At 34.4% G+C, this 12,095-nt stretch carries 7 protein-coding genes; 6 read left to right on the top strand and 1 reads right to left on the bottom strand.

Annotated elements, in window-relative coordinates:
- Positions 1 to 7: 7 nt before the first annotated feature.
- The 6 genes from VB776_RS05305 (at position 8) to VB776_RS05280 (ending at position 10,691) form a co-directional block, all read left to right on the top strand.
- Positions 8 to 2,392 carry an ABC transporter permease gene (locus VB776_RS05305; RefSeq protein ID WP_323326740.1) on the top strand — a complete coding sequence of 795 codons (2,385 nt, stop codon included), beginning with the start codon at positions 8 to 10 and terminating at the stop codon, positions 2,390 to 2,392.
- A gap of 190 nt (positions 2,393 to 2,582) precedes the next feature.
- Entirely contained in the window at positions 2,583 to 4,613 is a 2,031-nt protein-coding gene (locus tag VB776_RS05300; protein ID WP_323326738.1) for an ABC transporter permease, read from the top strand.
- Complete coding sequence (locus tag VB776_RS05295; RefSeq protein ID WP_323327082.1) at positions 4,529 to 4,984, top strand: ABC transporter permease; 456 nt, start codon at positions 4,529 to 4,531, stop codon at positions 4,982 to 4,984. The genes VB776_RS05300 and VB776_RS05295 overlap by 85 nt, the downstream gene beginning before the upstream one ends.
- A gap of 105 nt (positions 4,985 to 5,089) precedes the next feature.
- Positions 5,090 to 7,474 (top strand): ABC transporter permease, encoded by a 2,385-nt coding sequence (locus VB776_RS05290; protein ID WP_323326736.1) that lies wholly within the window; start codon positions 5,090 to 5,092, stop codon positions 7,472 to 7,474.
- A gap of 90 nt (positions 7,475 to 7,564) precedes the next feature.
- Positions 7,565 to 9,976 (top strand): ABC transporter permease, encoded by a 2,412-nt coding sequence (locus VB776_RS05285; RefSeq protein WP_323326734.1) that lies wholly within the window; start codon positions 7,565 to 7,567, stop codon positions 9,974 to 9,976.
- A gap of 52 nt (positions 9,977 to 10,028) precedes the next feature.
- Entirely contained in the window at positions 10,029 to 10,691 is a 663-nt protein-coding gene (locus tag VB776_RS05280) for an ABC transporter ATP-binding protein (protein WP_323326732.1), read from the top strand.
- A 57-nt stretch (positions 10,692 to 10,748) separates the two neighbouring features.
- Here the strand turns inward: VB776_RS05280 and VB776_RS05275 are convergent, their stop codons facing one another.
- A complete protein-coding gene (locus VB776_RS05275) occupies positions 10,749 to 12,089 on the bottom strand; it encodes an aspartyl protease family protein (RefSeq protein ID WP_323326729.1) in 1,341 nt (446 codons plus the stop codon).
- Positions 12,090 to 12,095: the final 6 nt, after the last annotated feature.

The following is a 12,095-nucleotide window of genomic DNA, read 5'->3' as shown; positions in this document are numbered from 1 at the left end:
TAAAGTCATGTTTCAAAACTACTTCAAAATCGCCATCCGAAACCTCTTGCATAACAAGGTGTTTTCGTTTATCAACATTGCTGGGCTGAGTATTGGTTTGGCTTGCTGTATGTTGATTGTACTTTATACTAAAGACGAAATCAGTTACGACCGTTTCCATAAAAACGTCAACCAGATTTATAGAATTACTTCTACCGAAATATCTCCAGATGGAAAAGTAGATAAATACGGCATTACGGGAATGATGCCTGGGCCAGCTTTTAAAGAACGTTTGCCCGAAATTGAAAACTTCGTTCGTCTGCAAGGAGAATCTTACAACATCAAAAAAGGCAACGAAGTATTAGTACAAGATGCCTTGAAAGTGGATAGTTCGTTCTTTTCAATTTTTACTTTTGATTTTGTAGAAGGTTCACCCAAAACGGCTTTGAAAGACCCGCAATCAGTCGTGATTTCGGAAGAAGTAGCCGAAAAATACTTTGGGAAAGTGTCAGCTTTGGGCAAAACATTGTCTATCAATTATGATGATACTTTTCAGCCTTTTACCGTGGCAGGAGTAACCAAAAAGTCACCACAAAATTCATCCATCAAAATAGATTTATTAATGCCTTTTCATCGTGAAAAAAACCATGATGACCAATGGATTAACTTTTATTTAAACACGATTGTAACACTAAAACCATTCGCAAACCCTAAAGCTTTAGAAGCTAAATTTGCCAGTATTTACGCCAATGAAGCCAAAGGACAGTTAATTGAAGCCAAAGAAAAATGGAATTTTCAAAGTACTATTCAATACGGTTTACAGCCTTTTGTGGACGTTCATCTTTCAACTGACTTTAGAGCGGCCAATGGCTTAAAAGATGATAGTGACCCGATGTACTCTTATGTTTTGATGGGGCTTGCTGTATTTTTATTGGTAATTGCTTGTATCAATTTTGTTAATCTCACGGTAGCTCGTTCTGTGAAAAGAGGGAAAGAAATTGGTATCCGAAAAGTAGTTGGCGGCGACCGAAAACAGTTGATTTTTCAGTTTATGGGTGAGTCTTTTGTGTTGAGTCTTGTTGCTTTTTTATTAGCGATTTTTCTGGTAGAACTCACTTTACCGATTTTTAATACTTTAGCCAACAAAGCACTTTCATTGAAATATCTTTTTGATTTTCAATTGATTGCCTCTTACTTCTTACTCTTCCTATTCACAGGATTTTTGGCTGGAATTTATCCATCATTGGTACTTTCAAGTTTTAGTCCTGTTGATACACTTTATGGTCGATTTAAGTTTTCAAAAGGAAGTTTCTTACAAAAAAGTTTAGTCGTTTTCCAGTTTTCACTGGCGGCTTTTATGATGATGGCAACGCTTGTGCTTTATACACAATTTGATTTTATGGTCAAACAAGATTTGGGTTATGACGATAAAAACATGGTAGATGTATCAACAGGCAGAATGACTTTGAGCGAAACCCATACTTTCAAACAAGAGCTATTACAAAATCCGTCGATTGAAAAAGTTGCCCCAAGACAAAGCGGTTCTTGGAGGACTATTGCCAAAGTGAATGGCAAACAAGAAATTACTTTTGCCATTGATGTAGTTGATGAAGACTATCTTCCTACGCTAAAAATCCCGATGGTTCAAGGTAGAAATTTCTCTCAAGATTTTCCTTCAGATACTTCTCAATCCGTTTTAGTGAACGAAACTTTTGTAAAAGAAGCAGGTTGGAAAAATCCAATCGGACAAACAGTAAACTTCTTTTCAAGTAATAAAACGTATCAGGTAGTTGGCGTGGTGAAAGATTATCATTTCAATACTTTGCATGAAAGTATCAAACCTCAACTATTTACTTGTGACCCTACAAGGTCTTCTTTTGCTCAATTGAGTATCAAAATTAAACCCACGGATATTCCAAGTACTTTAAAATTCATTGAAAAAACATTCAAAAAACTACGCCCAACACAGCCTTATATCTATGATTTTAAAGACCAAAGTAACCAAAAACAATATGAAAAAGAGGCAAAATGGAAGCAAATTATCAGTTTCTCTGCCATACTTATCATATTTATTTCGTGCATAGGTCTTTTTGGTTTGGCGACACTTTCAGCCGAAAAGCGTACCAAAGAAATCGGTATCAGAAAAGTATTAGGAGCAAGTGCCTTAGCCATCGTGTCGATGCTGACGAAAGACTTCTTAAAATTAGTGTTGGTTTCGGTCGTTTTTGCCTTTCCATTGGCTTGGTGGGCTGCTAATAAATTCTTAGAAAATTATCCATATCGTATTCAAATAAGTACTTGGATGTTCGCTACGGTATTTGTACTCTTGGTTTTAATAACCATTCTAACGATTAGTTATCAAGCTTTAAAATCTGCTTTGGCAAATCCTGTGAAGAGTTTAAGGACGGAATAAATTTTGAACATGTAGAGACGTTGCAATGCAACGTCTCTACATGTTCAAAATCGCACAAAAAGTGTCCGAAAACGGACACTTTTTTTATTTAAAAAAACATAATTCATTTAATTTCAACTAATTAACTTTCTGGTTTTGTTTTTGGGAATAAGTATATTATCATTCGAAAATCTGTTTAACCTCATAAAATATGCTCAGCAATTACTTCAAAATAGCTTTCAGAAACCTTGTAAGAAACAAGGTTTACTCTTTTATCAATATTGGTGGATTAGCTGTAGGAATGGCGGTGGCGATGCTTATCGGACTATGGATTCATGACGAGCTAACTTATAATACTTATCATCAAAACTATGATAAAATTGGCTTAGCGATGCAACACCAAACAGAAAATGGGACTGTTTTTACTGGACAAGCAATGCCTTTTCCGATTGGTGCTGAGCTAAAGAATAAATATGGAAACAACTTCAAATACTTAGCAATGGCTTCGTGGGAAGGAGATCATATATTATCTATCGGTGATAAAAAGTTATCAACACCCGGAATATATTTTGATGTTGATGCACCCAAAATGTTGTCTTTAACAATGTTGAAAGGTACAAACGAAGGCTTAAAAAATCCGAATTCAATTTTACTTTCAGAATCAACGGCGAAAGCTTTTTTTGCAGATGCTGACCCTATCAACCAAACACTAAAAATTGATAACAAACTGAACGTAAAAGTAACGGGTGTTTATGAAGATATTTCCTATAATTCGGATTTCAAAGATTTAAAATTCATTGCTCCTTGGGAATTATATGTCACTTCTGAAGCGTGGATACAGCGAGCCAAAGCCAACAGTCAGTGGGATAATAATTCCTTTCAACTTTACGCCCAGATTGCTGATAATGTAGATTTTGCAACAGTTAATAAAAGAATACTTCGTTCAAAATACAATAATTTACCTAAAGAAGAAAGACGATTTGATGCCCGAATTTTCTTGCAACCAATGGCAGATTGGCATTTAAAATCTAATTGGAAAAATGGCGTAAACACAGGAGGATTGATTGAGTACGTTTGGTTATTTGGCATTGTAGGCATTTTTGTATTGCTACTGGCTTGTATCAATTTCATGAATTTAAGTACTGCTCGCTCCGAAAAACGTGCAAAAGAAGTAGGCGTTCGTAAAGCGATAGGTTCTATCCGTGGGCAATTAATTATTCAATTCCTAAGTGAATCTTTATTAGTTGTGGCTTTTGCTTTTGTCTTTTCAATTATTTTAGTAGAAATCACCTTGCCTTTTTTCAATGAAGTAGCCGATAAAAAAATGACGATTTTATGGACAAGCCCTTTGTTCTGGTTACTGTCTTTGGGCTTTAGTTTATTGACTGGCTTGATTGCTGGAAGTTATCCAGCTTTATATTTATCATCATTTCAACCAGTGAAAGTACTAAAAGGTACTTTTAAAGCAGGTAGATTTTCTTCTCTTCCACGCAAAGTATTGGTCGTGTTTCAGTTCACAGTTTCTGTGGCTTTAATTATTGGAACAATTATCGTTTATCGACAAGTACAATTTTCTAAAAACAGACCAATTGGCTACGATAAAAATGGATTAATGATGATAATGATGAAAACACCAGATTTTTATGGAAAATTTGATTTACTCCGCAACGAACTCAAAAGTTCTGGTGCAATCGTAGAATTAGCAGAATCGTCAAGTCCATTAACAGATGTTTGGTCGAATTCAGGTGGTTTTTCTTGGGAAGGCAAAGACCCCAATTTAGATACTGATTTTGCGAACATCAGAGTTACCCATGAATTTGGGAAAACTGTAGGCTGGCAATTTAAAGAAGGAAGAGATTTTTCAAGGAATTTTTCTACTGATTCATCAGGCTTAGTGATTAATGAAGCTGCCGTAAAGTTTATGGGTATTAAAAATCCTGTTGGAAAAACCATTACATGGGGATTTGGTAAAGATGCACGGAATTTTACCATCATTGGTGTCATTAAAGATATGCTGATGCAGTCGCCTTATAAACCCGTAAAGCAATCTTTTTATTTCTTGAGTTCGCATAGTGTCAATTGGATAAACCTTAAGTTAAATCCTAATAAAAGTACGAGCGAGTCTATTTCGCAAATTGAATCAGTCTTTAAAAGTATATTCCTTCCGCTCCTTTTGATTACAAATTTGCTGATGATGAATTTGCCAGAAAATTCAAAACAGAAGAACGTATTGGCACTTTAGCCTTATTCTTTGCCATACTTGCCATTTTTATTTCATGTTTAGGTTTATTCGGATTAGCCTCTTTTGTAGCTGAACAAAGAACCAAAGAAATCGGTATCAGAAAAGTATTAGGAGCGACAGTGCTGAATTTATGGTCTTTACTTTCTAAAGACTTTCTCATATTGGTTATTATTTCGCTACTCACAGCTACGCCACTTGCTTATTATTTTATGCACGACTGGCTACAAAAATATGAGTACAGAACTGAAATTTCTTGGTGGATTTTTATTACAGCTGGTTTGGGTGCATTAACCATTACTTTACTGACAGTGAGTTTTCAAGCAATAAAAGCGGCTTTAGCAAACCCTGTGAAGAGTTTGAGAACAGAGTAAATGGAGTGTTGAGTTTGGAATTCGGAGTGAGGAGTAATTTTTACCGAAAACCCAAACTCCTAAATCAAAAATCCTTTAGTCCTAAATCTTAAAGTCCTGAAAATCATGTTCAGAAATTATCTAAAAATCGCTATTCGTAATCTTGTCAAAAACAAGGTTTACTCTTTTATCAATATTGGTGGATTGGCTGTTGGCATGGCAGTAGCAATGTTGATTGGTTTGTGGATTCATGATGAATTATCTTTCAATAAATATCACAAAAACTACGATAAGATTGCACAAGTAATGCAACACCAAACCTTTAATGGGGAAGTGGGTACTCAGACATCTAATCCTTATTTACTCGGAGCTGAAATTCGTGAAAAGTATGGAAGTGATTTCAAATTTGTACTAATGTCTTCTGGAAGAAGCAAACATATCTTGAAGTTTGGCGATAAAAAACTTTCAATACGAGGCGAATATATTGAAGCTGATGCTCCAGAAATGCTAAGCTTAAAAATGCTAAAAGGAACAAATAATGGTTTAAAAGACCCATCCTCGATTTTAATCAATGAATCAACAGCAAAAGCTTTTTTTGGTGATGCCAATCCCTTGTTCAAATCTTTTAAAATTGATAATAAATTTAATCTAAAGGTAACTGGCGTTTACGAAGACATACCCCATAATTCTGATTTTCATGATTTAGCATTTATCGCTCCTTGGGATCTTTACATCAAAAATGAAAATTGGGATGAAAAACTCTCTAATCCTTGGCGAAGTAATGCCTTTCAAACTTATGCACAATTGGCTGATAATGCCGATGTAGATAAAGTTTCAGCAAAAATCAAAAATGTAAAACTTAATAAAGTAGATAAAGCTAATGCTGCTTTTAAACCCGAAGTATTTCTGCACCCAATGAAAAAATGGCATCTATATTCAGCATTTAAAAATGGTGTCAATACAGGTGGGCAAATTGAATTTGTTTGGTTATTTGCTATCATTGGCATTGCTGTATTGCTTTTAGCGTGTATCAATTTTATGAACCTAAGTACGGCTCGTTCAGAAAAACGTGCGAAAGAAGTAGGCGTAAGAAAAGCCATTGGTTCAATCCGTGGACAATTAATAACACAATTCCTTACTGAATCATTTTTGGTAGTAATGATAGCTTTTATTTTATCCTTACTACTTGTAGAACTCAGTTTACCTACTTTCAATGAAATTGCTGATAAAAAAATAAGCATTTTATTTACAAATCCGCTTTTTTGGCTTTTGGGTTTAGGCTTTAGTTTAATCACAGGTTTTGTAGCAGGAAGTTATCCAGCTTTGTATTTATCTTCTTTTCAGCCTGTAAAAGTACTAAAAGGTACTTTCAGAATTGGGCATTTTGCTTCTATGCCACGAAAAGTTTTGGTAGTCATGCAGTTTACTGTTTCAATTACTTTAATCATTGGAACAATTATCGTCTTCAACCAAATTCAATTTGCTAAAAACCGTCCAATAGGATATAACAAAGATGGATTATTAGCCATGTTTGTCAACAATCAAGAACTAATACAACATTACAATGCTATCAGAAATGATTTGATAAAAACTGGAGCTGTATCAGAAATGTCTGAATCTTCAAGTCCTACCACGGGCGTTTGGGCTATTAATAATGGTTACGATTGGAAGGGCAAAGACCCCAATGTTCAAGGCAATTTTGGAACGGTAGCAGTAACCCACGATTTTGGGAAAACAGTAGGCTGGCAATTTAAAGAAGGAAGAGATTTCTCAAGAGCATTTTCAACTGATTCTACTGGTGTTGTTTTAAATGAAGCTGCGGTGAAATTTATGGGAATGAAACAAGTAATAGGAGAAACCATGAAAGTTGATGGCAAACCCTACAAGATAATTGGCGTAGTAAAAGATATGGTCATGAATTCTCCATACCAACCCGCTTTACGAACTGTTTTTATATTAGATTACAAATGGATAAATATCATTAATATCAAGATAAATCCGAAAGTAAATTCTTCAGAAGCATTGAGTAAAATTGAGTCAGTTTTCAAAAAATATGCTCCTGATAGTCCATTCGATTATTGGTTTGTTGATGATGATTATAACCTAAAATTTCTTAACGAAGTACGCATAGGGAAACTTACTTCATTTTTTGCTGTACTTGCTATTTTTATTTCATGCTTAGGTTTATTTGGATTAGCCTCTTTTGTAGTTGAACAAAGAACCAAAGAAATCGGTATCAGAAAAGTATTGGGAGCGACGGTTTTGAACTTATGGACATTGCTCTCAAAAGAGTTTGTATTACTCGTCCTAATTTCTCTCTTAACAGCTGTACCAATCGCATATTATTATATGAACAATTGGTTACAAAGCTATGAGTACAGAACAGAAATTCCTTGGTGGATTTTCGCACTTTCTGGCTTAGGAGCATTAATTATTACTTTATTAACAGTAAGTTTTCAAGCCATTAAAGCAGCGTTAGCAAACCCAGTGAAGAGTTTAAGAACGGAGTAATTTCTATTGAAATGTTAAAAAAAGTTAAGCTAATTCAGAATCTCTTTTTACCTGATTATCTTCACTTTAAACTAACAAATTTTAGAAATCATGATACAAATTTACTTTAAAATAGCGTGGAGGAACCTGATGAAACGAAAGTTTTATGCTTTGGTTTCCATCTTGGGTTTATCGGTAGGTATTACTTTTACCTTACTCATTGGCACTTATATCTGGGGAGAATTACAGGTAAATGCTGATTTGAAAAACGTTGAAAATCAGTACTTGATTCAAAGCAAATGGAAGAAACCTGACATTGGTTTAGAAATCACGACGCTTGCTCCTTTAGCAAAAACCTTAAAGGAAAACTATCCGAATTTGGTAAAGAATTACTACGGTTTTGAAGGTTATACCTCCACTATTTCAAATGGAGATAGAGTCTTCAGAGAGGATATTCAAATTGGAGATGCTACTTTGCTGAATATGTATGGTTTTCAATTACTGTATGGAGATAGCAAAACTGCTCTAAATCAGCCTTACACAATGGTAATTTCTTCCGAACAAGCCATTAAATATTTCGGAAAATTAGATTGTTTGGGAAAAAGCTTGACGATAGAATCTAATGCAGGTCAGAAAAAGAGTTTTATGATTACTGGAGTACTGGGCAAAGTAAATACCAATTCAGTAATGAACTTACTTTCTGATACTCGAATTCCAATTTTAATGTCTTTTGAGAGCAGTAAATTCTGGGGAATAGAAAAGTATTTTGCTTGGAACAATCCATATAATGTGGGCTATGTTGAGTTGAGAAATGGCGTAAATCCAGCAACGGTTGCTCAAGTAATGACGAAACTAATCAAAGCCAATGCACCAGAAAATATCAGTACAAATCTTCAAGCTTACCTCGTTCCGATGAAGGACGTTTATCTTGAAGCAAATAATGGCATTGTAAAAAAGACAATTTTTACTTTACTCTTTGTAGCCTTGTTTATACTGGTAATGGCGATAGTCAATTTCATCAATATGTCTATCGGAAATTCAGTAACAAGGTTGAAAGAAATCGGTGTTCGGAAAATGCTTGGTAGTGAAAAAGGTCAGTTAATTCGTCAGTTTTTAGCTGAATCAATCTTAATTTCACTTTTTAGCTTATTGATTTCCTTAATTCTTTACGAAGTTTTTCAACCATTTTTTGGAGAAATGCTTCACAAGAAAATACCTTCTTTATTAACGGTATCATCTTATTTTTATCTTTTTGCTGTTCTATTTGCAGTGTTGATTGGTTTATTATCGGGTATTTATCCAGCATTTATTTTATCAAATTTACCATCCATAGATTCTTTGAAAGGTAAATTAAAATCTATCAAAGAAAACATTTTTTTCAGAAGGTTATTAATTGTTTCTCAATTTACCATTGCTTTATTTGTTTTCGTCGGTGCATTTGTTATTTCGAAACAAGTAAATTACTTTTTCAATAAAGATTTAGGTTATCAAAAAGAAGCCGTTGTTACGCTAAGTGTTCCGAGAGATTGGTCTCCTGTCGGTGTTGATAAAATGGAACGCATCCGTGATGAACTGGCGAAACTCAAAGAAGTAAGTCAGGTAAGTTTGTCGTATGATATTCCAGCAGGACATGGCGGAAACAACAATGCTTTTTATAAAATGGGCCAAGATTCCACCCAAGCAGTGTATATTCAGACCATTACAACGGATGAAAAATATGCTGATACTTATCAAATTCCAATGGTGGCAGGAGCATATTTTCAGCGAAAACAAGAGAGTTTTCAAGCTGGAAAAATTGTATTGAATGAAACAGGCATAAAAACTTTGGGCTTTAAAAACCCTACAGAAGCCATTGGTAAAGAGATTCGGATTCATTATTATCCACAACCTTTTACGATTGTGGGCGTTACGAAAGACTTTCACATCGCTTCAATGCACAAAGCGATTTCGCCTTTGGTATTTATGAATGTAAGAGATTTTCCTTTTTTCAGGTACTTATCTTTCAAAATTCAGCCGAACAATCTTGCTCAGTCTTTATCAAGTATCGAGCAAAAATGGAGAGTATTAATGCCCGGTTCAGCTTTTGAATATACTTTTATTGACGATACACTTCAGAAGCTTTATCAATCTGAAATTCAGCTAAAAAAAGCTTCACAAGTAGCGACCATTTTATCCATTATTATTGTACTCTTAGGTATTTTAGGAATGGTTTCAATGAGTATTGCCAGAAGAACGAAAGAATTAGGAATTCGTAAAGTTTTGGGTGCATCAAGTATCAGTATTGTGATGCTGTTTTTGAAAGAATTTATTATTTTGGTTGTCATTGCCATTGCTATTTCTTTTCCACTTGGCATTATCAGTATGAATCATTGGTTAACGACTTATGCTTATAGAATTCAGTTGGATTGGCAAACTTTTTTAACTGTTGCTTTAGGATTCAGCTTAATCATAGCCATTTTTGTTTTCTTACAAACCTTTAAAACAGCGTTAGAAAACCCTATTAAAAGCCTTAAAACAGAGTAGAAATCGCTTTTGAAATTATTAATAGAAAAAGACATTTTATAAAATCAACAATATGCTACAACTCAAAAATATTTTCCGTTGGTATAATTCAGGCGTAAATCGGGCTTTCGTTTTGCGTGATATAAGTTTAACTATTGAACAGGGAGAATTTGTTTCTATCATGGGACCTTCGGGTTCTGGAAAATCTACGCTTTTACATGTCTTAGGAATGATGGACGAACCCAATGAAGGAGAGTACTCATTTTTGGGAGAAAATGTACTGAAAATCAAAGAAAAACAACGTGCAGAATTATACAAAAAACACATTGGTTTCGTATTTCAAGCGTATCATCTGATTGATGAACTCACGGTCTATGAAAACATAGAAACACCGTTATTATATCATGGGATTGGTTCTTCTGAAAGAAAATCAATGGTGGCTGATATTTTAGACAGATTCAATATTGTCGGGAAAAAAGACCTTTTTCCTAATCAGCTTTCGGGCGGGCAACAGCAATTGGTAGGTATTGCTCGTGCCATTATTACAAAACCCAATTTGATTTTGGCAGATGAACCTACAGGGAATCTGAACTCAAAACAAGGACAGGAAATAATGGAATTATTTAAAACATTGAATGAAGAAGGCGTAACCATTATTCAAGTAACTCACTCAGAAAAAAATGCTACTTATGGCAGTAGAATCATTGAGTTATTGGATGGACGCATCGAAAGATAAAAAATTTAGTTTTGGTTTAAGTGTTAGTCGCTCATTGATATTCACTGAGCGACTTTTTTATATCAGTCTTTTCAAATTGACTGTCGTAAAAATTACTTCTTGACCTCTTTTTACGACTACATTAATGGGTTTACCTTCCCCTTTTTGAAAGATTTTATAAATATCAGTAATCGATAAATCTTTATAAGACTTATTATTGATAAAAATCACTCTGTCTCCTTGCTGTAAACCTGCCAAATGTGCTGGAGAATCTTCAATAATTCTTTCAATCAAAAACTCATGATAATCGCTACCACTTGCCAATAATTCCATTCCACTCATATTGTGTTCGAATGGTTCTTTCATTTTTCTATTAATCGGTTTCAGTACCACATATTTATCCCGATAATTGAAAGTAACTTTAAATCTTCTAAGAAATTCACAGCCAATATTTCCTTGGCGTTCAGAGAAATTTGTTGGTTTTAAGTGATAAGAAGAACTATCAGGAAATGAAGCTACTACATTGTTTAGCTCATATTTACCAAATTTTATTTTAGGTAATCGTCCTAAATTTCCATTAATGATACCACTCAAGCCACGTCCTAATTGAGCCTTCACTACTTTAGGCGGTAATTGAATATTAAATTTCTTATTTACTTCAATCGAAATTGCATGTCCAGCACCAGTATCCAATAATACCTTTATTGGTACAGTTTGGTCACCATTTACTAATTCTACAGCATCCAAATAAGGTTTATTTTCCTCAATCGTTATCGGGAAACGTTGTCCTTTAGAGGGCTTGTATTTATAATGCTCTGGGTTTTCTAAAACAATTTGATTGACCGAAAAATCAATCGTTACGGCAAAACGATTGAAAAGATCATAGCCAATAATCCCATGAATGGGTTTTCCTACAAATTCGCTGAGTTTTAAAATATCATTTTTCAGTACGACGATATTCTGACGATAGCCAATTACTTCGCCCATTTTTATTGTATTATCAATCACAATACCCGCTTCTAAATCATTTCCAACGCCAACACCCGCTATTTTCACATTTCTGCTGTATAGCATTCTTTGTTTTTCAGCCACCTTTGAATCTGTCACAATAATAGAACTCACACCAGTATCCAGAATAAAGCGTAGCGTATCAGAATTATTGATTCTGATAGGTACAATTACCAAATTAGCATGAAGTTCAAAAGGAATGACAGAGATTTTTCTTTTTTTTACTAACTGAAAACCAAAGTTTTCTTCAATGGCAGGTTTAAGTTTAAACTTTTTAGGTCGTTCACTTCGAAGGTAAGTACTTACCCGTACACCTCCATTATTTTGTTCAGCATAACTCGTAGAGTCTTGACAATACCCTGCCAGCGGTAAAGTACTGAACAATAATATTTTATGCCAAGCCAGTTTCATGATAAG

The organism is Arcicella gelida (assembly GCF_034931025.1).
In the GTDB taxonomy this organism is placed as follows: Bacteria; Bacteroidota; Bacteroidia; order Cytophagales; family Spirosomataceae; genus Arcicella; species Arcicella gelida.
The sequence above is the reverse complement of the archived record's forward strand: the minus strand, read 5'-3'. Positions and strand labels throughout refer to the sequence as shown.

Excerpts from the sequence above, each read along its gene's own strand:
- VB776_RS05290 (WP_323326736.1), top strand. The coding sequence starts at position 5,090 with ATGTTCAGAAATTATCTAAAAATCGCTATTCGTAATCTTGTCAAAAAC.
- VB776_RS05280 (WP_323326732.1), top strand. The coding sequence starts at position 10,029 with ATGCTACAACTCAAAAATATTTTCCGTTGGTATAATTCAGGCGTAAAT.
- VB776_RS05305 (WP_323326740.1), top strand. The coding sequence starts at position 8 with ATGTTTCAAAACTACTTCAAAATCGCCATCCGAAACCTCTTGCATAAC.
- VB776_RS05285 (WP_323326734.1), top strand. The coding sequence starts at position 7,565 with ATGATACAAATTTACTTTAAAATAGCGTGGAGGAACCTGATGAAACGA.
- VB776_RS05275 (WP_323326729.1), bottom strand. The coding sequence starts at position 12,089 with ATGAAACTGGCTTGGCATAAAATATTATTGTTCAGTACTTTACCGCTG.
- VB776_RS05300 (WP_323326738.1), top strand. The coding sequence starts at position 2,583 with ATGCTCAGCAATTACTTCAAAATAGCTTTCAGAAACCTTGTAAGAAAC.